Genomic DNA, 24,140 nt, shown 5'->3' on the forward strand with positions numbered 1-24,140 from the left:
TGGCCTCGCCCTAGTAAAATTTCACTAAGACCTTACAAAGCACAGCCCATGCGCAATGAATGATGGGTCGCCCTTTTGAACCGCTTTTACATCACTTGAACGGAAACTTCTGTACCAGTTGGTGCTCTAAGTCCATACTGTAAAACTTCGCCATTACGACTGACTGCAAACTAGAACTAATCAACAAGGAGATCATCGATGCAAACTGCTAAAGACTTTCATCCGGAAGTATTGAAACTGTTCGACCAATATGTCCATGGTGGCCTCAGTCGCAGAGGTTTCTTGGGTTCCGCGAGCAAGTACGCGGCAGGTGTGGTTGGTGCGGAGGCTCTACTGCAGGCACTGAGTCCCAATTTCGCCCAAGCACAGCAGGTGAAAGCGGATGATCCTCGTATCCAGACGAGCTATGTGGAATATCCTTCACCAAACGGTTATGGGAAACTGCGTGGATACCTGGTGCGACCCGCGAAACAAGACAAGCCACTACCCACGGTACTGGTGGTGCATGAAAATCGCGGACTCAATCCGCACATCGAAGATATTGCACGACGCCTCGCTTTAGACAATTTCATCGCCTTCGCGCCGGATGCTCTGTTCCCGCTCGGCGGTTACCCGGGCACTGAAGATAAAGCACGCGAACTCTTCCCTAAACTTGAACAGGCAAAGACGCGCGAAGATTTTCTGACTGCGGCCAGCATCCTCAAAACGATAGAAGGTGGTAATGGTAAAGTGGGTGTGGTTGGATTTTGTTATGGCGGTGCAATCGCTAACTTCCTTGCGACTAAGATTCCAGACCTGAAGGCCGCGGTGCCATTTTACGGTGGTGCGCCTGCGCTAGACGCCGTCACCAACATCAAAGCCGAAGTTTTGGTCCACCACGCCGGCAAAGATGAACGCCTAGTTGCAGCATGGCCGAAGTATGAGGAAGCACTCAAAGCCGCCGGTGTAAAGTATCAAGGTTTCGTCTATGAAGGCGTTGAACACGGCTTCAATAATGACACCACTCCGCGTTTTGACCAAGCCGCAGCGCAGTTGGCATGGTCACGCACACTTGAATTGTTCAATCGAAGCTTGCGCTAATTGAAGAACTTGAATGCTCCATCGATTCAAATTATTGCGGCTAGAATCGATGGGGTTGTCTTTTCCGCACCGCCAATTTCTAGTCCAATTCCCCTCAAGTACCAAAGCGCTACAACACGCGGTAAGCCAAGCGATCCAAGCGAACGCGACTCAAACGCGCTAAAAATTGACGGACGCGCGGTGGGTAGTCCGCCAATTTTTGCAAGTCCTCATAGGCCTTCAACACAGTGGTGTGCTGCAAGATGCTCTGCAACTCGGCAGCGCGCTGTGCCGACAATTCTCCCTGTGGGTCACGGATCAACAATGCGTTCTCCAAATCCAAGCGGAAGGCGCGTGGATTCAGATTGTTTCCTGTAATTAAAGTGTATTCTTGATCAATCCAAATACCCTTCAAATGATAGGTGTTCTCGCCATCTTGCCAGAGGTGTATCTGTAGGCGAGCCGCTGCAATATCGTCCGCATGCTTTTTCGCAAATCGGCGCAGATTCATCTCGTACAAATAAGGCAAACAGCTAATCGCTTTAAATTCCTGTTCAGGCGGAATAAAGAAATCATTAGCGCGCTTATCACCCACCACGATATGGACACGCACGCCACGTTTTAAGGCGCGATTGATCTCTTTCGTGATATGCGCTGGAAAATTGAAGTAAGGCGTACAGATCCAAATTTCAGTCTCCGCATCGGCGATCAATTGACAAATATAGCGATTCAGCCGGTTATGATTTCCGAGTCCAACGATCGGCGTGATTGCCAAGTTCGCTTGCGTATCGATCGGCACGCCATGTTCAATGTGATAGTTATCTTTCTTGAGTTGTTCGCGGAACTGGCGAATATCCGCCCGGAGAGATTGAGTGCTAGGAATTTGAGCTTGGTCCAAACGTTGTACCGCCGCTGAGCGCAAGAAAGATTCGCGAATCCAGCGAGCCATACTGTCCGCCAATTCGGCGTCACGGATCAGCCAATAGCGATCATGTCGATATTTTTCAAATTGGTGCAAATACACATTATTGATACTCGCCCCACTGTACAGCACCGTATTGTCAAAGATGAAGCCCTTTAAATGGAGTACGCCGAATAACTCACGCGTCTGAATCGGCACGCCGTAGATTGGGATCGCCTCTTGATTTGCTTGGCTCTGCAACTGATACCAAGCGGCATTTCCGGCGACTTTTCCGGGAATTTTCTCTTCACCAATCAAACCGCGTTGACCACGATGCCAATCAACGAAGATCTCAATTTGCAAAGCTGGACGGGAACGTTTGGCCTCGTATAGCGCTGTAAGGATTTCTTGTCCAGCGTCATCGTTCTGCAGATACAAACTACAAAGCACAATGCGTTTTTGCGCTTGCTCGATCTGCGTCAAGAGTTGACTCTTAAACGTAGCGGCATCATGTAAAACATTGAATGCAGCCTGATTGAGTGCGATCGAAGAAAGATCTTTGAAACTACTACGAGGTTTGAAAAAACGCATACTGAAATGAGATGAGTACTTCTTAAAATATCAAAAATTGATGTGTGTGTGAGGGGCCGCTGGATGATATCACTAGGCACTATCGCTTCGCCATACCATCCATTCAACTCGATCAATTGCGCTGCACAGGCTTATTTGATCGCCTTTTAATCCAGCTTTAATCTAGGCTGTCATCAGTTGGATTTGTGTGCGAATCTTGTCTGCCAATGCCTCGTATTGCCCACCCAGCATGGCACGCAATTCTTCATCCGTCGCATAGTTAATCGATTTGCGATACGCAGACTTAATTTCCTGACCTTCAATCCAACGCGCTTCAACACCTGCGAGATCTGTCACGATGCGTGGCTTCGCCTCAGGGTGTTGCAGCTTATAGTCCGCAACCATCTCTTTGTGTACCGTAACGAGTTCTTGCACGCTGACATTTTTTGATAACTTACGCAGAATGACGCCGCCACCATATTGGAAAGGTGAAATACTCTCAGGCTGTGTTGAAATCAAAGTACCATCATCAAAAGTTGTGACACATTCGACCATCGAATGCGCCTTCCATTTGCCCATCAAAAAGAGAATAACAAAAGCGACGAATCCCGGCCACTTATGCTTGAGAGTGAAACTCGCCATGCCAACCTCGCCACTATCATCACGATAAAAGCGCAGCATGACATGTTGGCCGAGTCGCTGAAAAAGTCCCATCGCTTCTGCATCACAAATTTTTATCATGCCGATTTTTTCGGCGGCTCTTTCAGTTTTGTCTGCGAAGCGCCGTTGATGAGCTGGATACTTGCTCGCATCGACTTCAACCAATTCTGGGGCGGGTTCATTAGCAACATTCAATAACTGACGTGCTAGGTTCATCGCGCGCATGGTTTCCGGATCATCGCTGATATTCGCGGCAATAGCATCCGAAACACTGGCGCCGCGACGGATCGCCTCTGCTGCACCGAGAATCGCTTGTGTGGCAATGCTATCGGCCAAAGTTTGTTCTTTACCGTCGTCTCCCAATCCTTGCAGCAGCAATTGCGCCATGTGTTCACGCTCACCAGCTCCGCCATTTTCCGACATCGCACGACGCTCAATAAAATACTCACGCAAAGGTGCATCTTCTGGCATTTTTGCGAGCGCGTCATCATACACGGCAAGCGCTTCATCGAAAGAACCAAGATCATGCAGTGTGGTGGCTAACTTAAGTGCATGTGCAGGCTGTTGCGACAAGCTCCATGCCTGACGATAGTCTTGCGCGGCGGCTTCGAGCGGAGCGCGTAGGTAGGCGATACCACTAAAGGTCTTCACGATATGGGCGGGCACCTCTTGTGCCGCATCTTGTTCACTCCAATCACACCAAGCCAAACTACGATGATGGGCGGCGCGTGCTAGGTAGTAGTCGACCTGTTTAGGATTACTTGCAATCGCACGCTCCAACAAATCTGCAGCCATCACCTCGCGCTCTTCAGCACTTAGGGTGTGTTGCTCCACTGAGCGCAGTAGCTGTGAAAGCAAAAAGTTAGCGTGTGCGTGTTGGGGTTCTTTCTCTAGCACAAAGCGCAGATCAGCCTCGTTACGTTGCTCCAATTCGCGGCCCCGTTGCTCACGTTTCTCTCGTATCGCGAGAATTTCAGATGGCAAATTATCCTCGTCGGCGTCTTCCTCACCGTCTAATAATGGAAATTCATGTTCGATATACCAATCGCTATATTCGACTCGCATCACGCGGGCGGGCAAGTGTTCTGGCAATTTCGCAATCGCGGCTTCTAGAGCCTGAGGCAAATCGATATAGCGTTCCAATTTTTCAAGACAATTCGCACGGTGCCACATGAGTGCTGCCGATTGCGGGAATTCTTGCTGCAACTGCTCAATACAAGCCAGTGCTTGCTCATAATTTTTGGCGCCAAACGCGCGCTTGAATTCATCGAATGCTGGGTGTTGCATCTCTTCTGTCCTTATCAAATGAGCAGCCTAAATTTGGCCAATTCGCCTCACGGAAAAATGAGTTCGAACTTTCATGCCAAGCCAAACACGCTAACAGAAAAGAAAATGGTCGGCAATCATGAGCCGACCAAGGGTAAGAGTTGAAGTAAGAAGATCCGTAAACTGTTCTCGATAGAGGTGTTTTAAGTGAAAGACTTGCTAGCGGTACTCTCAACGGTCTTTGATAAAGACTCAATCGCTCCAATAATTTCTCAGGTCCATACTGTCGAACCTAGAGCCCAAAAAAACGACGGGCACCCAAAGAGGTGCCCGGCATTGATACAAGCGAGAAAAATGAGGGAACCTATCGCAGTTTGGCTCCCTAAATGAATTTTATCCTTCAGCTGCAATCACTTGCGCTGCCGCATTGATCACTGCAGCAATACGACCAACATCGCGCAATTGAGTCGCGCTCATACCTTCTTTTTTCAGCAAATCATAGTGCGACTTCACGCAAAAATGGCATTTGCCAACGATAGAAGCTGCCAACGCGTACATCTCAAAGCGGCGTTTATCTAAACCACCATTTGTCGCATAAGCATTCATCCGTAACTGCGCCCCTTGCGACTTCAAATCTTCATCGTCGGCCATTTCGACATACGGATACCACACGTTATTCATACCCATGAGAGCAGCGGCTGTTAATGCAGCGTTCACCTCTTCAGGTGTGATATGGCCTGAATATTTAATGAGGTCGACCAAAACTTTACTCTTGGTAGCAAACGCCGCAGCTAAGGCTACGCCTACGGCATCATTTCCTTCGAGGCTAGAACGAGCAATCGTACTATCAACATTCAAACGAATATCTTTGGCATAGTCAGGAATGCTATTTTTAATTGAAGTAAGAAATTCCATAGTTTTCACCTATTGAAAAAAGATTTTAAAACCCGCCGGGGCGGGTTGATTCTAATGCGTAAGCTCTAGAAATTGCGAGGACGAGCAACATCCCAACTACAAAATCCGATATCAGCGCGAATTCAATTTTAGGGAGACAGAGCTAGGCGCTTGCCGGAGCAATACACAAGTATTGCGAGGACAATCAACAACGCTATGTCCCCTACAATTGAATTTCGTCAGCGCTTGAAAAGTTCGCGCTACCGTCACAAGCCATCTACTACCAATTCCGACTTCCGCTGGAAATTCAATTTTAGGGAGACAGAGCTAGGCGCTTCCCGGAGCAATACACGAGTATTGCGAGGACAAGCAACAACGCTATGTCCCCTACAATTGAATTTACAGAGTGGCGCCACCTACGGTGCGATTGCATGGGCACAGTTCATCTGTTTGCAAACCATCCAAAATACGCAAGATTTCTGTTGGGTTACGGCCCACGTTCAAGTTGTTCACGGAAACGTGCTGGATCACATTGTCTGGATCAACGATGAAAGTCGCGCGCAAAGCCACACCAGCGTTCACATCACGTACACCCAACATATCAACCAAAGAACCTGTTGCATCACCGAATGCATAGTGATTCAACTTGTCCAAATCCTTGTGTTCACGGCGCCATGCCAATTTGCAGAATTCGTTATCGGTAGAGCCGCCCATCAAAACTGCATCACGGTCAGCGAAGTCGTTCGCCAATTTAGCGAATTCAACGATTTCTGTTGGGCAGACAAATGTGAAATCTTTTGGATAGAAATAAATAACTTTCCATTTACCTGGGAAAGAAGCTTCAGTGATCGTTTCGAACGCGGAAACGCCATTTTCTTCGTGGTGGTTAAAACCTGGCTTAGCTGCTGGAACGCTAAATGCATCGAGTTTTTGTCCTACGGTTTTCATTAATTTCTCCTAGTAAATTGAAATGAGTCTTCCATTTATTGCTGATCATGCCGATTTCAAGTGTTATCGGCCTCGTCACGACAGCGAATCTTTTAATGCGTTTGTTACCTGCTTGATGGAAACGAAGCTTATCACTATGGATTTTAGTTATCCAATAGAATATTTCTACATAAGTCTTAGATTCTCCCTAATTGCGTACTCAATGACCTCGCGCAAGCATGCACAATAATTACGACAGTGCGATGACGCACGCCATTATTTTTGATCTCCCCACAGAGCTTGAACGCGCGAATTGGGCATTGAAACCGTTATAATCGCCGCTTCCGAATTTTAATGTTGAGAGTGCACTGTGTCTGACCGTCTCGCCGTCTTACCGCAATATTTTTTACCTAAGCATCTGTTAACCGTATTTGCTGGTTTGATTGCCAACCGTCGCGGGGGCACACGTACCACTCGCCTCATCAATTGGTTTGTCAAAAAATACCAGGTGGATATGAGCGAGGCCGCCAATCCCGATACGGCGAGCTATGCGACCTTCAACGAGTTTTTCACCCGTCCCTTGCGCGAGGGTGCCCGTCCGATTTCAAATGTGGCTTATGTTTGCCCCGTCGATGGCGCCATTAGTGAGTTTGGAGAAATCAAGGAAGGTCAAATTTTCCAAGCCAAAGGACACGAATTTAGTGCGACCGCACTGGTAGGTGGCGATCATCATTTGGCCGCAAAATATGCAGACGGTCAGTTTGCCAATATTTACTTGAGTCCTAAAGATTATCATCGTATTCATATGCCTTGCGATGGCGCTCTGAAGCGTATGATTTACGTGCCTGGAGAACTGTTCTCCGTGAACCCAACTACTGCACGTGGCGTTCCAGGTTTGTTTGCGCGAAACGAACGTGTGGTCTGCGTATTTGATTCTCCCTCCGGCGAATTCGTATTGGTGTTGGTCGGTGCAACCATCGTCGGCAGCATGCAAACCGCTTGGCATGGCATCGTTAATCCTCCGCGCACGAAGGAAGTACGCGAATGGGACTACAGCAAAGAAAACATTCAGCTCAAGAAAGGCGAAGAAATGGGCCGCTTCTTGCTCGGTTCCACTGTCGTCATGCTGTTTCAGAAGCAAAGCATGCGCTTTAACCCTCAATGGATGCCTGCGGGAAAAGTTAAACTTGGCGAAGTGATGGGCGAGTCTGCCTAAGAGACAATGAATCTCGCAGACTGATCACTTGCTGGATAAGTCTTTACAAGCGAATCTTGTTGCATTTCAAAATTGCCTAGCCATGCACAGGCGAGATGGTGCAACTTTCTCCTCTGTCTGTGACAGGCGTTTGCCCCCCCTCTACCAATTCACAGATTCGCGTTTTGACATGGTTTAAGACGCACATCGTTCACTTTGCATTAAATCAAGTAAGTCGTCGATTCCCGCTTCGCAGTGCACAATTTTCTTGCACTCCGTGTGAAAATCACAGATAATCTAAATACGAATTATTCTTATTTAGATTATTTCAAACCAAAAGTGAACTTAGGCACATTGTTAAGATGCTTGAGGGCTTCGTTTGAAGAGGGAGTGAAACGATGAACTACGCCTTACCCAAAGCACAATCACCTCGTCAATTTGCAACCATTGGCGGCATTATTGTTGGCCACGTTCTGGTGCTAGGCGCATTTCTTGCTGCGCCATCGGTTCACTTCAAGAGCGCTCCGAAAGAAACCATTCTGGTCATGGTGCCCACACTGAAACCACTCTCGCCCATTGCCCCGCCACAAGCAACAAAGAGTCAAGAAAAACCAATCAGCTCACCAGCTGTAGAAGTGCCTAGTCAAACGATCACCAACAAGATCGAGGTGAAAGACGCGATACAAGTGAGTTCACCAGCGGTCACCGTTGCCGAGACAACACCGCCGGTAAATGCGACCGCCAATGTTTCTATCACCAGCACAGCAAAGCATGAACAACAAGGTCCTAAAGTCATTGGCGCTGTGGAGTATATTCAAGCGCCACAAGCGGACTATCCTGCCATGGCAAAGCGTATGGGCGAAGAAGGTCGCGTCGTGATGCAAGTATTGGTTAACGATAAAGGGCGCGCGGAAAAGGTAGAAGTGATTAAATCCTCTGGCTTCAATCGCCTTGATGAGTCCGCCAAAACAGCCCTGATGCGAGCGATCTTCAAACCGTATATTGAGGACGGCAAGACCATGACCGTGCTGGCGACTGCCAGCATCAATTTCTCTTTACGTGGCTAGAATTTACGTGCTTAGAAGGACGGAAGCAGAAAAATCAATTTAGTTTGACCTGTTCCATACCGAAAACTATAAATAAAAAATGCCAGCATTCGCTGGCATTCTTTTCGTTTGATTTTGATTACTGCGGTACCGTGTCTTTGAATGACTGACGCTCAGATAACTTATCAAAAAGCTTGGCAAGATTAGGATATTCATCGCGCCAAGCAATTTCAGGGAAGCGGAAGGACAACCATCCAAGGCAACACGCCACGGCGATATCGGCCAATGTGAGGTGATTGCTGACGCAATAAGTCGACTCGCCCAGGCCTAAGGACATGGATTTTAAACCTGCATTGACTTTATCTAACTGACGTCCAATCCATGCTTCACTACGGAATTGGGGCTCACGTTTGGTGCGTTCGATAAAAACCAAAACGGCAGCATCCAAAATGCCATCGGCCAAAGCTTCCCAATTCTTGACCTCGGCACGCTCGCGACCATGTGGTGGAATCAACTTACCCACTGGTGTCAAAGTATCGAGATATTCGACGATCACACGTGAATCAAACATCGCTCCGCCGTCTTCCATTAGCAAGCATGGGACTTTGCCAAGCGGGTTAGATTGTTGAATTGTCGTATCAGAAGCCCAAACATTCTCTAACAATAAGGCATAGTCGAGCTTTTTTTCCGCCATCACAACACGGACTTTACGAACATAAGGACTTGCGAGAGAACCAATTAATTTCATATGCAATTTTCTCTGAACTGTTATGAGCTCTGCTAATGCAAACTACTGATAACAATTACATTAAATTTTAAACTGGAGAAATTATAACATTGCCGCCAATTTGCTTGAATTACGACCATAGGCTTTCATCAAAGGAAGATTGTCCAGCCGAAAAAAGCAGCATCGACCGTGTTAGAATATCGCTTTTAATGCCGTGACAAAGCAAAAAGATAAGCGCATTTACTGCTTTTATCAGCATTTTGGATTCAAGCAACCCTCGAATTCTCCGCCCAAGCCGCAAAAAATGACTCTACTCGAGGCAAGATTTGCGTTTGGTAAACAAGATGAGCAGTTCACTAAACTGTTGTTTTCTAACTTGTAGGGCTACCCTTCGAAGGGTTCGAGGTCGTCTCCGCCACCCATCCATCAATTTTGTTCTACTTCAAGACTAAACTTATGTCTCTCTCTACTCTTTCTGCCCTATCCCCATTAGATGGTCGTTATGCAAGCAAGGTTGACGCTTTGCGCAGCACACTCTCCGAAGCAGGCTTCATGCATCATCGCGTTAAAGTGGAAATCGCGTGGCTGCAGGCTCTGTCCGAAGCTGGCTTCGCCGAAATCAACCCTTTCTCTGCCGCAGCAAATGAACTTCTTAACAATATCGCTGCTCGCTTTTCAGACGAGGATGCGGCGCGAATCAAAGCGATCGAAGCCGTCACCAATCACGATGTGAAAGCAGTGGAATATTGGTTAAAAGAATCCGTCGGATTGGCATTGCCTGAGACCTATGCACATTTGCCAAAACGCGCTTTGAATATTGCCCCTGAGATTACTCAAGAGTTGAAATCAGCGGCAGAGTTTATCCATTTTGCGTGCACTTCTGAAGATATCAACAATACCTCGCATGGCATGATGTTGAAGAACGCGCGCGATACCGTGATGCTGCCAACGCTGGCAAAACTGATCACAAGATTAAAGGAAATCGCGCACGATAACGCTGACGTTCCGATGTTGTCCCGCACTCACGGCCAAACTGCGAGTCCAACCACTCTTGGCAAAGAAATGGCTAACGTTGTTGCGCGTTTAGAACGCGCCGCCAAGCGTATAGAACAGGTTGAGATCTTGGGCAAAATGAATGGCGCGGTCGGCAATTACAATGCACATCTCTCGGCATATCCTCAACACGACTGGGAGTCCTTTTCGAAGAATGTCATCGAAACTCGCTTGGGTCTCACATTCAATCCTTACACGATTCAAATCGAACCGCATGACTACATGGCGGAAATGTTCGACGCGTTTGCCCGTGCCAACACAATTTTACTCGACCTTAATCGCGATATCTGGGGTTACATCTCAGTTGGTTATTTCAAACAAAAAACCAAAGCTGGCGAAATCGGCTCGTCAACTATGCCGCATAAAGTCAATCCTATCGACTTCGAAAACTCCGAAGGAAATCTTGGCTTGGCCAACGCAGTATTAAAGCACCTGTCTGAGAAATTGCCGGTTTCACGCTGGCAACGTGACCTCACGGATTCAACGGTCCTGCGTAATATTGGCGTCGCTTTTGGGTACACGTTGTTAGCTTATGATAGCTGCCTGCGTGGCCTCAACAAGCTTGAAACAAACCAATCGCGCCTGGCAGAAGATCTCGATAATAGTTGGGAAGTCTTGGCTGAGCCAGTACAAACTGTGATGCGTCGTTATGGCATCGAGAATCCATACGAGCAACTCAAAGAACTGACCCGCGGCAAAGGCATTTCTAAAGAAGCGTTACGCGAGTTCATCGCGAATTTGCAGATTCCTCAAGATGCGAAGGATAATCTGATGTCGATGACACCGGCAAGCTATACTGGCCATGCGAGTAAACTCGCTAAAGCAATCTGAGCGCAACTGCATTCGATAACAAAGTAAGCGGAGCTTCTCACCGCTTACACTTCTGATGCGACAAAACAGTTTTTGCGATCAAGCTTTAAGGTGCGAGATCACAACAAACAGGCTTATGTTGATTTAAGACGTTTCGTGGAAAATTAAAAAGCGGCAAATTCGCGAATGAATTTGCCGCTTTTTTGTTGTTATAAACCGCATCGATTGCTCTTTGCAGTTTTGTACACCTCAGGAAAGCCCAAGGTGTCCATTTGCTCCCAATTATTTCACAGTTGCGTTGATCGTTGTGGAAGTCACTGCTGCGTATGCACTTACCAAGATGTAGTAAGTTCCAGCTGCTGGAGATGTCACTGTGATCGTTTCTGTATTTGTTGAACCATCAGACTTCTTCGTGTAAGAAGTTGTCGTTGGTGCAGAACCAGCTTTCAAGTAGATATCACCGTCACCTGAGCCACCAGCCAATTTCACTGTCAAGCTTGTTTTGCCAGATGGAACAACGATGCTGTACAACTTCGTTGCGCCTTTTGCCAATGTAATGCCAGATACTGTTACACCACTAGTCAACGCTGTCGCTGTTGGGGCAGGTGTTGTGCCAGAGCAGCTTACACCAACGCCTGCGAAAGCCGCTGTAACGTCAGCTACTGTGTAACCGCGAGCCGCTGCAGCTTTTTCTACGCCGCACGCACCAGCATTAAATGTGCTACTTGCTGTCCAGTACAAGCGGTTCGCATCTGCCATCACTTCAAATGCTTTACGTGTGTTCCAACCAGCTGTTGTTGCCAACAGGTAGAACGCTTTGTTATACACACCACTGGAGTAGTGAACGTCCAAGCTGCTTGTGTACTTACTTGCATTGTCAATTGATTTGCCATCGAGTGGTGGGTTGTACATGTAACGCAAAGCGCCAGATGCTTTGAAAATATCTGTGCCGACTTTGAAGTCGTTTGTGCCAGTTACATAGTACTTAGCAGCTTCACCAGCCATGTCAGAGAACGCTTCGTTCATACCACCAGACATACCAGAGTAGACCAAACCGGAGTTTTGTTCTGTGAAACCGTGGCTGACTTCGTGGCTTGTTACGTCCAAAGAAACCAATGGGTAAAACGTTGTCGCGCCATCACCGTAGCTCATTGCAGAGCCATCCCAGAACGCATTTTCGTAGTTTGTACCGTAGTGCACTTTCATGACCAATTTTTGGCTAATCGGACGTACGCCCAACCAGTTTTGGTACATATCGAATACTTTGTTACCAAAGTAGTGCGCATCATTCATTGGAGAATATGCACCATTGATTGCTTTCACTGTGTTACGTGGGCATGTGAAAGAATGCAAAGTACCTGTACCAGAAGTTGCACCATTCATGTTGTAGGTATCAACGTTAGTGCTGCTCAACTTACATGTAGAGCCACTCACCAATACGTCGAGGTAACCGTAACCAGCTGTTGTGCCGTATTCACGTTGACCAGTTTTTGCGTTACCGCCAGGACCTGTGCCTGTCAAAGAATGAGTAATACCATCCCATTGTTGCAAAACAGCGCCGCTGTTCGCATCAATCAAGAAAGTTGGACGGCTTGGCTTGTTACCGCCTTCTGCTAAGAAAGAAACGTGGTAGACCAAACGCGCTACACCGTTGTCATCCTGTTTAACAAACAACTTAGCTTGATCATTGCTTGTGTTAGAAACTTGTGCTTTACCTTTAGCCAAGCTCAAAATTTGTGATGCGCTATATGTTGGTTTTACGCTTGGCAAATCTTGTGCCAAACCAGACAACATTGCACCGCTCATTGATGGAGTGTTGTCAGTTGCGCCGCGGTGCTCAACAACTGCTTCGCCCCATACTGGGATGCCTTGGTGGAACTGTTGGTGGCGAGTGATTGTTTTACCGTTTGCATATTTTTGTGAGCGAACTTCTTTCAATTCGTCTGTGGACAAACCGATGTGTTGTGCGGCTGTGACGCGGCCACCGATCGACATGATCGATGCACGAGCAGCATTATTTTTTTCCAAGTCAACACGATCTGCTGCCATAGCGTCGCATGCACCGGCAACGAGAATAGACAACAATAACGGACGAACGATTGCGTTTGATTTCTTCATTTTAGGCCTTTACATATAATTATTGCGAGTTTGATAACTCTCACTTAATGGCGCTTCGTAATGATAGTTACGATTAACCCCCTCCCAACAGCGATAAAGTTTAAAAGAAAACAATTAACTTCGAATTAATTTCTTTCTTTTTTATCACTCCACTACAACCTCTGTGTGACTGCAATATGACATGCGCAGAAAAAAAAATGAATCAAAAATTTGTTTTTTTCCGAAAAAAATTGAATAAATTCGGCTTCTTTGCATTTTTGCGACAAAAATGTGTTGAAAATACAACTGGTATCAAGAGCAAGCTATTTCCCCGTTACAAATTATTTTGCCAAAACCAAGAAAACCGGCTTTTTTTTCTAAAAAGTCTAGAGCTGGAGCTCTAAAAGTGAATTTTCTTCGAGAAATATTTCTTTTTGTCCAAATTTGTCTCAAATTGTACAGATCAAAACATAAAGTGGTATTACTATCAAAATGATCACTTTTGATCAATTATTTTCATTTTATTGTAAAAAAATATTGTTCATAGGAACTTTTTCATTAAAGAAAAATCATCTTTTCAGTACCGCAGCATTCCCTCTATTAATGCGCCTTTCCAAGGCTTTCCAGATACGCTTTTAGGAACTTATTTTTTTACTGGGTTCTGCACGATTTCGTTTTTTTTGCTATATTAGTTCTAGTTCGAACTAATTTCCTAAGGACCTCTGGTATGCAAACTCTGAAACGCTACCCATCGTTGAGCATCGCATTACATTGGCTCATCGCCCTCCTCATCATCATGGCATTTGCCCTAGGCACCTACATGACTGACATGAGTATCAGCCCAACCAAGTTGAAGTACTATGCGTGGCACAAATGGCTCGGGGTCACTATTTTGGTTTTCGTTGCTATACGTTTGTTGACACGCCTCACCCTCGGCACCCCTGACCACCTGGGAAGCCTGAAGCCGTGGGAAAAAAGTCTCGCAAGTGCGACCCACGTAACACTGTATGTGTTGATGTTCGCGGTCCCCATTACTGGATATCTTTACAGCTATGCGGCTGGTTTTCCCGTCGTTTTTTTAGGACTTGTGCAACTACCAGCTGTACTTGGCCCATTTCCCGAACTTAAAGATAGTTTCAAAGATGCTCATGAGATTTTAACGAGTGCCATGGCGATTCTCGTTTTATTACATATTGGTGCAGCTCTCAAACATCGCTTCATCGATAAGGATCAAACACTACAGCGCATGCTGCCTGGACGCACAGAAAACTAAGAAAGGAATGGCAATGAATTTTCAGATCAAAACACTGCTGATCAGCACTAGTGCTGCGGCGCTGACGAGTTATACATCGCTGGCTTGTGGGCAAACACTGAAGCTGGACACAAGTAAGAGTCAAGTACAAATCACATTCAAACAAATGGATGTGCCAGTCCAAGCTAATTTCAAGCGTTTTGCAGCCAACATTGAGCTCAATGAAAAACAGATCGAGCAATCAAAAGCGCAAGTTGAAATTGATATGAATAGTTTTGAATTGCCTGCGCCTGAGTACAACAAGGAAGTACAAAAGAAAGAATGGTTTAATGCGCCACAATTCCCCAAGGCGAACTTTGTCGCCAGCAGCATGAAATCACTCGGAGTTGGCAAACTCCAAGTTGAGGGGAAATTGACGATCAAAGGTAAAACCAATGCAATCAGTTTCCCGATGACTTACACCAGTAACGGTAATCAATTCACGTTTGAAGGCAATCTGCCCATCAAACGCTTAGCCTTCAATATCGGTGAAGGTGAGTGGAAAGACACCAGTATGGTCGCAGATGATGTTTCCATCAAATTTAAGCTTGTCACGAACAAGTAATTTTTCAAACCAATCGTGAACACAGTTCACATTTTCTAGGAGCTTTAACATGAAATTATCCCGCTTTTTCGCAGTTGCCTTGTTCGCAGTCGCAGCACCAAGCTTCGCACAGACATACAAAATTGATCCAACTCATACGTATCCAAGCTTCGAAGCAGATCACAAAGGTATCTCTTTCTGGCGCGGTAAATTTACCAAAACCAGTGGCACTGTAACGCTTGATCGTGCAGCAAAAACTGGTTCTATCAATATCGACATCGCAGCAGATTCGATCGATTTCGGTATGGACAAAATGAACGGCCATGCAAAGAGCAAAGACATGTTCAACGTCGAGCAATTCCCCAACATCAAATACAAAAGTACCGCACTCAAGTTTGATGGCGATAAACTTGTTGCTGTTGAAGGAGAATTGACAATGATGGGCGTGACAAAACCTGTCAACCTGACCGTAAATAAATTCAAATGCATTCAGGATGGAATGACGAAGAAGGAAATCTGTGGTGCAGATGCTAGTGCAGAATTCAAACGCACGGATTTCGGTTTGAACTATGCAATCGCTTATGGCTTTGCTCCCGAAGTTAAACTTTCAATTCAAGTAGAAGCGGTCAAAGTTGACTAATCGCGAGCGCTGTAGTTTTCATTTGTCATTTATTGATGGTGGCGAAATAAATCGCCACCGCTTTCATCATGTTAGAAAAACGCTACCTGCGCAGCATACGACTTCTCGCGGAGTGCATGCAGTTGTTTGAAAAAGGGTCTTCTCGACGAGTTCGTGCAATGGGCTTCACAGATTCACAGTTTGACATCATTGCTACTCTCGGGAACACACCTGGAATGACTTGCAAAGAGCTTGGAGAAAAAACCTTAATTACGAAAGGCACCCTCACCGGTGTACTCGATCGATTAGAGTCTAAAGGTTTAATTCAACGAGAACGAGGGGACGACCGCAGACAACTTTGGGTCAAATTGACCGCAGCGGGAGAGCGATGCTTTGCCGACGCGTTTCCTATTGTTGTCGCTGGTGGCAGAGCGGTCTTCACAGACTATCAAAGTGAAGACTTTGAAGCACTTGAGCTACAACTTCAAAAGCTGAAGCTCACACTCGAGCGCGGTCTCAAGTAACATCAAAATTGCTTCAAGCGAAAAAAAAGCGGTGATTTTCTCACCGCTTTTTTCATTCTCGATTCAATACATCACGCTAACTTGCCGTGGCACTGTTTGAATTTTTTTCCGCTACCACAAGGACACAAATCATTTCGTCCAACCTTCCATCCGAGATCGACATAAGGCTGCGATTCATCACCTGCTACTGGTGCCGGTGCCAACATCTCTTCGGGTGAAGCTTCTGCATCAAAATCTGCGTGTTGATAATGCACATTTTCAACTTGAGGTTGAGCCATCTGCTGTTCCGCCGCTTCGATTTCCTCACGAGATTGGATGCGAACGGTCACGATGATACGAACGACTTCGTTCTTGATCATATCGAGCATTTGACCAAACAACTCAAACGCCTCACGCTTATATTCCTGCTTAGGATTTTTCTGTGCGTAGCCGCGCAAATGAATACCTTGCCGCAAATGATCCAAGGCAGCTAAATGTTCACGCCAGTGGCTATCAATACTCTGTAGCATGACACTACGTTCAAAGCCCGCAAAAGCTTCTTTCCCTACCAAGTCAACCTTGGCATCATAGTTCTTCTTGGCTTCAGCAATAACCCGCTCAACAATATCTGCATCAGTTAGGTTCTGCTCAGTTTCAAGCAAACTGACGAGCTCAATATCGAGCGCCCACTCGGCTGCCAAATGCGTTTGCAGTGCCTTCAAATCCCACTGTTCTTCAACTGACTCTTCCGGCACGTACATGCGCACTACATCGTGGAACATACCATCACGCAGAGAGTCAATCATTTCGGAGATATCAACTGCCTCCAACAGCTCGTTACGCTGCTGATAAATCACCTTACGCTGATCATTTGCTACGTCGTCATATTCCAATAATTGTTTACGAATATCGAAGTTTCGCGCTTCCACTTTACGTTGCGCCGACTCAATCGCGCGCGTCACCATACCTGCCTCAATTGGCTCGCCTTCTGGCATCTTTAGACGATCCATAATGTTACGGATACGGTCGCCAGCAAAAATCCGCAACAAAGGATCATCTAAACACAAATAGAAGCGAGATGAACCTGGATCACCTTGACGACCAGAACGGCCGCGCAACTGATTATCGACGCGGCGTGATTCATGACGCTCTGTACCGACAATGTGCAAACCGCCTGCAGCCACTACTTGATCATGCAAGGACTGCCACTCATCACGCAGTTGCTTGATCTGCGCCTTTTTTTCGGAGTCCGACAAGGTCGTTGATGCTTCAATCAATTGCACTTGCTTAGCGACATTACCACCCAACACGATGTCGGTACCACGACCGGCCATATTCGTGGCGATTGTGATGCCCTTTGGACGACCTGCTTGAGCAATGATTTCCGCTTCACGCGCATGCTGCTTCGCATTCAGAACATTGTGTGGCAAATTCGCTTTTGTCAGAATGCCAGACAAAAGTTCAGAATTCTCAATCGATGTCGTACCGACCAAAACTGGCTGTCCGCGTTCGTAGCAATCCTGAATATCTTTCAGCATCGCGCCATATTTTTCTTCGGCAGATTTATATACCTGATCTTGACGATCTTTACGCTGCGATGGCTTGTTCGGTGGAATCACCACTGTTTCCAAACCATAAATTTCTTGGAATTCGTATGCTTCTGTATCTGCGGTACCGGTCATACCCGACAAACGCGTGTACATACGGAAATAATTTTGGAAGGTGATCGAGGCCAATGTTTGGTTCTCGTTTTGAATACGTACACCTTCTTTGGCTTCAACCGCTTGATGCAAACCATCAGACCAACGGCGGCCTGTCATCATACGGCCAGTAAATTCATCAACAATCACGATTTCGTCGTCAAGGACAACGTAATGCTGATCTTTGAAGTAGAGAGCATGCGCACGCAATGCAGCGTACAAATGGTGAACGAGGGTGATATGTGCTGGGTCATACAAGGATGCGCCCTCGGGTAAGAGACCCATTTGCGTCAAGATTTTTTCAGCTTTGTCGTGCCCCGCTTCAGTTAACAACACTTGATGAGACTTTTCATCTTTCGTGTAATCACCTGGAACCTCTACTACGCCTTTGCCATCCGGCGTTTCTTCGCCAATTTGCAAAGCCAGCAGCTTTGGCACTTCATTAATTTTGTAGTACAGCTCAGTATGATTTTCAGCCTGACCAGAGATGATTAATGGCGTACGAGCTTCATCAATCAGAATCGAGTCGACTTCATCGACAACCGCAAAGTTCAAACCACGTTGCACACGATCTTTCGCTTCATACACCATATTGTCGCGAAGGTAGTCAAAACCATATTCGTTGTTGGTGCCGTAGGTAATGTCGGAACCGTAGGCTGTCTGTTTTGACTCATGATCAAGTTGGGAGAGATTGACACCTGTGGTCAATCCCAAGAAGCCATACAATTGCCCCATTTGCTCCGCATCACGCTGAGCCAAATAGTCATTGACGGTAACAACATGCACGCCCTTACCAGACAGAGCATTCAAATAAATGGCCAAGGTCGCCATCAATGTCTTACCTTCACCCGTGCCCATCTCTGCGATTTTGCCGTAGTGCAAGGCCATCGCACCCATCATTTGAACATCGAAGTGACGCATCTTCAACACGCGCTTACTTGCTTCACGGCAGACCGCAAATGCTTCAGGCAAGAGGGAATCGAGCGTTTCCCCTTTGCTAATGCGCTCTTTGAACTCGGGCGTTTTCGCCTGCAATTGCTCATCAGTCAGTGCTTCTAACTTTGGCTCTAAGGCGTTAATTTCACGCACTGTTTTTTGATATTGTTTCAAGAGCCGTTGATTACGGCTACCGAAGATTTTGGTCAGAAAAGACATGCTTATGTACTGATGAGTAAGGTTCTAAAACGCCGCACAAATTCTGGCACGACAAATATGAGTAACTTTTTATTTTAACATGCCCAACCCGATTTCTTTGAATTTGCGGGCGTGCTTAGGCTAGGTATGAGGGGATTTGGCACCAAAAATGCCAAATTCAAGATGAAATTTGCAACTTATTCAATCTCAACGGAGAAAATATGTCGGATTTGCCAATTATTTAACAAGTCCTGCCAATTTAGTGACGTCGGTACTGCTGGTGCCAGCGTTCAAGAACTTATGTGGGTTTTGTGGAATACCCTTGATCCGCACTTCAAAATGCAGATGCGCGCCCGTTGAGCGACCAGTAGAGCCGATATCTGCGATGTGCTGTCCACGCTTCACAATATCACCAACGCGCGCATATAAACGCGAGGCGTGCGCGTAACGAGTCATCATGTCGCCGCCATGATCAATTTCGAGCATATTGCCGTATTCCGGGTGATACTCGGCCGCCACCACGACACCGCCCGCTGCGGCCACTATTGGCGTACCGGTCGGAGCAGAAAAATCCAAGCCTTCATGAAAGGCAGTGCGACCTGAAAATGGATCAATGCGGCGACCAAAAGTTGATGCGTTATATCCAACATTAACGGGCACCACGGTGGGTAAGAGTTTCGCCTGCAACTTAAAACTCATTAATTTAGATTCGACCACATTCAAATAGTCAGAACGATAACCGATATCACGCGCCATCACATCTAGCGATTGCTCGAAATCTGAAAGACTTAGGTCGTTCTTCAGGGGGATTTCCATGCCGCCACGACCAGGTGCTTCTTTGAAATTGAACTCCTCGGGCTTCACACCGGCCAAGCCCTGAACTCGCTCACCAAGTGCATCAAGTCGTATTAATTGCGCCTGCATCTCGCCAACTTTCGCTGCTAAAGCGGTCAAATTTTCCTTCAAATAACGGTCATTGGTGGTGACGCCACTGATGCTAGAGGGCATCAAAGCTTCCGGCATTAAAGCTTTCGCGATTTTATTGTCATTCGCAGCGAGTCGAGCGGTCAAAGACATGAGTGCTATTGCACACAAAACTGATAAAGTAAAAAAAGCGAGCAAAAAACTGACGACGTGTTTGGACGACAGCGTCACCGACTTGGCTTGCGTCAAGCGCGAATGCATAATAATGATCTGCATTAAAGATGCCCCGTGACCAACAAAGATAGCTGTGGTAATGTGCTGCTATGCAATCACCTCAACAACCTTATCGATTAAATATCAAGCGTGGTAAGAAACTTGCGAACGCCAACGAGGTATCCAGTTTCTTACGTCACAACGACAAATTGTCGCCGCTACTGCCAACAGTGAAGCGCAACCTCGCACTTCAGAAAGAATGTGAAAAAGTACTACCACCCATTTTTGCACACTGTGCAGTACTCAATCTTGCAGAAGATCAACTGATTCTCTCCGCACCAAATGCTGCCATTGCAAGCAAACTCAAGCAACAAACTCCCAAATTGCTAACGCATTTGCAACAGCAAGGGTGGCAGATTAGCGCAATAAGAATCAAAGTACAAGTCAAAAAAACAGTGGAAAAACCACAAGCTATCAAGCAAGCAATTTTCTCCGCGAAGGCACTTGATGCATTTAAATCGTTAGAAAAGACTTTGCCGACCACCAAAGAGAATGCAGATTTAAAGCAAGCTTTGGCGCGATTATTAGCAAGAAATTCAAGTGAACCTACCTAACAACAGTGAGCTCGCGCTTTGACTGTTAAACGCGGAGCTCGATCTACCGATCGCTTCCTTAGTCAGCTCAAAGCCCATTCACGCTGATCAATGTCAGCATAAGAAACAGGCGCCTTGTTGATTTCATCAAAGCTAACAATTTCATAGGCATCTGGCTGCGATAACAAGACACGCAGCAATTGATTATTCAAGCCATGGCCAGATTTATGCGCTGTATAGCTCGCGAGGAATGGATGCCCGATCAAATATAAATCACCGATCGCATCCAGAATTTTGTGGCGTACAAACTCATCATCAAAACGCAGGCCATCTGCATTCAGAATTCGATATTCATCCATCACAATCGCATTCTCAAACGAACCACCGCGCGCCAAACCGATGCCACGCAGCATCTCGACGTCTTGCATGAAGCCAAAGGTTCGCGCCCTCGCCACGTCTTTGACATACGATACTTTTTCAAAATCCACTTCCGCAGTCTGGCTAGTACCATCCACTGCAGGATGATTAAATTCGATGAAAAAATGTAATTTGAAACCGTCGTAGGGTTCTAAACGCGCCCATTTTTCACTCTTACCTGTCCCCTCGCGGATCTCAACGGGTTTTAACACACGAATGAATTTACGCGGTGCATCTTGCTCTTGCAAACCACCTTGTTGAATCAAATAGACAAAAGAAGAAGCTGATCCATCCATGATCGGAATTTCTTCAGCACTCACATCGATGTATAAATTATCGATGCCTAAACCCGCACATGCCGACAATAAATGCTCAACAGTCGAAACTTTGGCACCATCCATTGTCAACGTGGACGCCATTTTGGTATCACCGATATTGGTCGCCGTCGCTGGAAAAACCACTGGCGGCTCCAGATCGACGCGCGTAAAAACGATGCCGGTGTCGACTGGCGCAGGCTTCAAAGTCAACGTGACTTTTGTGCCCGAATGCACTCCAACGCCCACCGTTTTTACTTCTTTTTTAATGGTCTTTTGTTTTAGCATGGCTGGAAAATAGATAGAGGTTGGATATGAGGTGTTTTATGGTGTAGCGCCGATCACTCTTGTAGAACAAAGTGAAGGCGAAGAAACGAGTTCACTTTGTTCACTATCGATGGAAACAAAGGCAAACAAATCAGCAAAACTAAAATTATAAACCTGTCGATGCGCTTAAGTATAAGTAAGCGAAGTTCGTGCTACAAAAACAAGTTTCAAATCTCGGAACACAAAAAAACAAACGCACAGTGCATTAGAGCACCGTGCGTCTTTTGTATGGCGATGATAAGTAATCGAATTGGACTAAAACTGATCGAGCTTAAGCTAGCTGTGCCAACATCGTTTCAGCATTAGAAACTGCGAATGCGCCGCCTTCTTCAACGTTGAGCTGCTTGACCACACCATCAACGACCAACATGGAATAGCGTTGTGAACGTGTGCCCATGCCAAATTTGCTGAAATCTGCATCCAAGCCAAGAGCCTTAGAGAATGCAGCATTACCGTCGGCCATCATACGTACGATGCCAGTGGCTTTTTGATCACGCCCCCACGCACCCATCACAAATGCGTCGTTTACAGAAATACACCAGATCTCATCGACACCCTTTGCTTTTAGGGCTGCTGCGTGTTCGACATAACCTGGTACGTGTTTAGCAGAACAGGTCGGTGTGTACGCGCCTGGCAAACCAAAAATGGCAATCGTTTTACCTTTGGTAAGGTCTGCAACGTTAAAAGTGTTTGGGCCCAAGGAGCAGCCTTCTGTCTCTACATCGATAAATTCAGCCAAGCTACCTGCAGGTAAAGTATCACCGATCTTAATGCTCATATTGCGCTCCCAAAATAAAGTTTTTCAGACAAAGGCTGTTTGAAATAGAAGTTTAACTTCCGCTTCAAAGCCAAAAATAAAACACAAGTATGCCTGAAACTTTCATTTCCTGCAGAAAGCAAAAAAGCCAGCTTTTACGCTGGCTTTTTTGAACATTTAGAACTTCTACGAAGCGGTACTTACCGCCCCCCCTCCATGCTTATATCGCTTAGTCGGCTTGCTTACGCAGGAACGCTGGAATGTCGTAAGTTTCCATGCCATTCTTTTCTAAGGCACGTACTTGCTCAGTTGCAGAGTGACGCCATACTGCTGGCTTGGTCAAGGAATCAAAACCAGCGCTTGCACCTGCGCTTGGCTTGCTCACAGTCGTTGCCATTGGGGACGCCATCATCACTGGCTCATCATTCGTACCGGTACGCAGTACTGGAGTTTGCACGAGCTGGATATTTTTCTTACCACGACCCAAGCCAGTCGCAACCACAGTGACGCGGATCTCATCACCCATGTTCTCGTCGTACGCAATACCTTGTGCGATGGAAGCATCGGGTGCAGCGAAAGCACGAACCGCCGCCATCACTTCTTTGATTTCTTTACCTTTCAAGCTACGGCTTGCAGTCACGTTGACCAACACGCCACGCGCGCCAGACAGATCGATACCGTCTAACAATGGGGATGCCACAGCTTGCTCAGCGGCGATACGTGCGCGATCAACGCCAGAGGCCGTCGCTGTACCCATCATCGCCTTGCCTTGTTCACCCATGATCGTCTTCACGTCATTGAAGTCGACATTGATATGGCCCGGTACGTTAATGATTTCAGCGATACCTGCCACCGCGTTATTCAAAACGTTATCAGCATGACCTAACCATTCGATCATGCTGTCGTCTTCGTAAATCTCTTCGAGTTTTTCGTTGAGGATGATGATCAAAGAATCGACATGTTTGGACAAAGCATCCAAGCCTTCATCAGCGATATCCATGCATTTCTTACCTTCGTAAGAGAATGGTTTGGAAACAACTGCGACCGTCAATGCGCCTTGTTCTTTCGCAATTTCAGCGACGACCGGTGCTGCGCCTGTGCCAGTACCACCACCCATACCTGCAGCGATGAAGACCATGTGCGCACCACGCAAAGCATCTTCGATGCGAGTGCGGGATTCTTCAGCGAGTTGGCGACCAACCTCTGGGCGCATACCAGCACCCAAACCAGTTTCACCGATTTGGATCACGTTATGAGCTTTGGATTGTGCAAGCGCTTGAGAATCAGTGTTGGCGGCGATGAACTCGACACCAGAAACACCTTTGTTAATCATGTGCTGAACTGCATTACCACCTGCGCCACCGACACCAACGACTTTAATGACTGTGCCCTGTGTAGCGTTATCGATCATATCGAACTCCATCATGAATCCCCCATAAGGCAGATCTCACTCGCTAAGCTTCACCCGATGTGACGTCTAGCGAATAAAAACTGTAGTAAACACCATTATAAAATGATTACAGCAAACTTTTGTGAAAAATCTGCAGTAAATCGCCCTATTTCGTCTCGAAAACTAACAAATACAAACAATTTTTTTTC

At 46.5% G+C, this 24,140-nt stretch carries 20 protein-coding genes; 9 read left to right on the top strand and 11 right to left on the bottom strand.

Annotated features, from left to right (window positions below):
• Window positions 1-198: 198 nt before the first annotated feature.
• Complete coding sequence (locus RF679_RS15020) at window positions 199-1,080, top strand: dienelactone hydrolase family protein (protein WP_309481439.1); 882 nt, start codon at window positions 199-201, stop codon at window positions 1,078-1,080.
• Window positions 1,081-1,189: 109 nt separating this feature from the next.
• On the opposite strand, the gene pssA is transcribed toward RF679_RS15020, so the two are convergent.
• From pssA to RF679_RS15040, 4 genes are all read right to left on the bottom strand, one after another.
• Entirely contained in the window at window positions 1,190-2,551 is a 1,362-nt protein-coding gene (gene pssA, locus RF679_RS15025; RefSeq protein ID WP_309481440.1) for a CDP-diacylglycerol--serine O-phosphatidyltransferase, read from the bottom strand.
• 162 nt (window positions 2,552-2,713) lie between these two features.
• Window positions 2,714-4,477, bottom strand: a complete 1,764-nt coding sequence (locus tag RF679_RS15030) for a tetratricopeptide repeat protein (RefSeq protein WP_309481441.1) — start codon at window positions 4,475-4,477, stop codon at window positions 2,714-2,716.
• A 372-nt stretch (window positions 4,478-4,849) separates the two neighbouring features.
• On the bottom strand, window positions 4,850-5,371 hold the full coding sequence (locus tag RF679_RS15035) for a carboxymuconolactone decarboxylase family protein (RefSeq protein ID WP_309481442.1): 522 nt from the start codon (window positions 5,369-5,371) through the stop codon (window positions 4,850-4,852).
• 378 nt (window positions 5,372-5,749) lie between these two features.
• Complete coding sequence (locus tag RF679_RS15040) at window positions 5,750-6,298, bottom strand: peroxiredoxin (RefSeq protein ID WP_309481443.1); 549 nt, start codon at window positions 6,296-6,298, stop codon at window positions 5,750-5,752.
• A 349-nt stretch (window positions 6,299-6,647) separates the two neighbouring features.
• Here RF679_RS15040 and asd point away from each other — a divergent pair, with 349 nt between their 5' ends.
• Both asd and RF679_RS15050 read left to right on the top strand, forming a co-directional pair.
• Entirely contained in the window at window positions 6,648-7,493 is an 846-nt protein-coding gene (asd, locus tag RF679_RS15045) for an archaetidylserine decarboxylase (RefSeq protein WP_309481444.1), read from the top strand.
• A gap of 377 nt (window positions 7,494-7,870) precedes the next feature.
• Window positions 7,871-8,539 (top strand): energy transducer TonB, encoded by a 669-nt coding sequence (locus tag RF679_RS15050; RefSeq protein ID WP_309481445.1) that lies wholly within the window; start codon window positions 7,871-7,873, stop codon window positions 8,537-8,539.
• A gap of 118 nt (window positions 8,540-8,657) precedes the next feature.
• On the opposite strand, the gene RF679_RS15055 is transcribed toward RF679_RS15050, so the two are convergent.
• Window positions 8,658-9,266 (bottom strand): glutathione S-transferase N-terminal domain-containing protein, encoded by a 609-nt coding sequence (locus RF679_RS15055; RefSeq protein ID WP_309481446.1) that lies wholly within the window; start codon window positions 9,264-9,266, stop codon window positions 8,658-8,660.
• A 435-nt stretch (window positions 9,267-9,701) separates the two neighbouring features.
• On the opposite strand from RF679_RS15055, the gene purB reads away from it, so the two are divergent.
• Window positions 9,702-11,129 (top strand): adenylosuccinate lyase, encoded by a 1,428-nt coding sequence (gene purB / locus RF679_RS15060; protein WP_309481447.1) that lies wholly within the window; start codon window positions 9,702-9,704, stop codon window positions 11,127-11,129.
• A 261-nt stretch (window positions 11,130-11,390) separates the two neighbouring features.
• On the opposite strand, the gene RF679_RS15065 is transcribed toward purB, so the two are convergent.
• A complete protein-coding gene (locus RF679_RS15065) occupies window positions 11,391-13,226 on the bottom strand; it encodes a M4 family metallopeptidase (RefSeq protein WP_309481448.1) in 1,836 nt (611 codons plus the stop codon).
• Between the two features lie 706 nt (window positions 13,227-13,932).
• Here RF679_RS15065 and RF679_RS15070 point away from each other — a divergent pair.
• The 4 genes from RF679_RS15070 to RF679_RS15085 all read left to right on the top strand — a co-directional run bounded on the left by RF679_RS15070 (window position 13,933) and on the right by RF679_RS15085 (window position 16,183).
• Window positions 13,933-14,478 (top strand): cytochrome b, encoded by a 546-nt coding sequence (locus tag RF679_RS15070; RefSeq protein WP_309481449.1) that lies wholly within the window; start codon window positions 13,933-13,935, stop codon window positions 14,476-14,478.
• A gap of 7 nt (window positions 14,479-14,485) precedes the next feature.
• Window positions 14,486-15,061, top strand: coding sequence for a YceI family protein (locus tag RF679_RS15075; protein WP_309481450.1), 576 nt, complete (start codon window positions 14,486-14,488; stop codon window positions 15,059-15,061).
• Window positions 15,062-15,110: 49 nt separating this feature from the next.
• A complete protein-coding gene (locus tag RF679_RS15080; protein WP_309481451.1) occupies window positions 15,111-15,680 on the top strand; it encodes a YceI family protein in 570 nt (189 codons plus the stop codon).
• Window positions 15,681-15,748: 68 nt separating this feature from the next.
• Window positions 15,749-16,183 carry a MarR family winged helix-turn-helix transcriptional regulator gene (locus RF679_RS15085; RefSeq protein ID WP_309481452.1) on the top strand — a complete coding sequence of 145 codons (435 nt, stop codon included), beginning with the start codon at window positions 15,749-15,751 and terminating at the stop codon, window positions 16,181-16,183.
• 71 nt (window positions 16,184-16,254) lie between these two features.
• Here the strand turns inward: RF679_RS15085 and secA are convergent, their stop codons facing one another.
• Window positions 16,255-19,017 carry a preprotein translocase subunit SecA gene (secA, locus tag RF679_RS15090; protein WP_309481453.1) on the bottom strand — a complete coding sequence of 921 codons (2,763 nt, stop codon included), beginning with the start codon at window positions 19,015-19,017 and terminating at the stop codon, window positions 16,255-16,257.
• Between the two features lie 216 nt (window positions 19,018-19,233).
• Window positions 19,234-20,196 (bottom strand): M23 family metallopeptidase, encoded by a 963-nt coding sequence (locus RF679_RS15095; RefSeq protein WP_373921693.1) that lies wholly within the window; start codon window positions 20,194-20,196, stop codon window positions 19,234-19,236.
• 47 nt (window positions 20,197-20,243) lie between these two features.
• Here RF679_RS15095 and RF679_RS15100 point away from each other — a divergent pair, with 47 nt between their 5' ends.
• On the top strand, window positions 20,244-20,747 hold the full coding sequence (locus tag RF679_RS15100; RefSeq protein ID WP_309481455.1) for a DciA family protein: 504 nt from the start codon (window positions 20,244-20,246) through the stop codon (window positions 20,745-20,747).
• 62 nt (window positions 20,748-20,809) lie between these two features.
• On the opposite strand, the gene lpxC is transcribed toward RF679_RS15100, so the two are convergent.
• From lpxC to ftsZ, 3 genes are all read right to left on the bottom strand, one after another.
• Window positions 20,810-21,745: a UDP-3-O-acyl-N-acetylglucosamine deacetylase gene (lpxC, locus tag RF679_RS15105; protein WP_309481456.1), complete on the bottom strand. Its 936-nt coding sequence runs from the start codon at window positions 21,743-21,745 to the stop codon at window positions 20,810-20,812.
• Window positions 21,746-22,055: 310 nt separating this feature from the next.
• Entirely contained in the window at window positions 22,056-22,562 is a 507-nt protein-coding gene (locus RF679_RS15110; protein ID WP_309481457.1) for a peroxiredoxin, read from the bottom strand.
• A 208-nt stretch (window positions 22,563-22,770) separates the two neighbouring features.
• The gene (gene ftsZ, locus RF679_RS15115) at window positions 22,771-23,964 is read right to left on the bottom strand and encodes a cell division protein FtsZ (RefSeq protein WP_309484028.1); all 1,194 of its coding nucleotides are present in this window, start codon (window positions 23,962-23,964) and stop codon (window positions 22,771-22,773) included.
• Between the last annotated feature and the right edge of the window lie 176 nt (window positions 23,965-24,140).

It is taken from the genome of Undibacterium cyanobacteriorum, from assembly GCF_031326225.1.
Taxonomy (GTDB): domain Bacteria; phylum Pseudomonadota; class Gammaproteobacteria; order Burkholderiales; family Burkholderiaceae_D; genus Undibacterium; species Undibacterium cyanobacteriorum.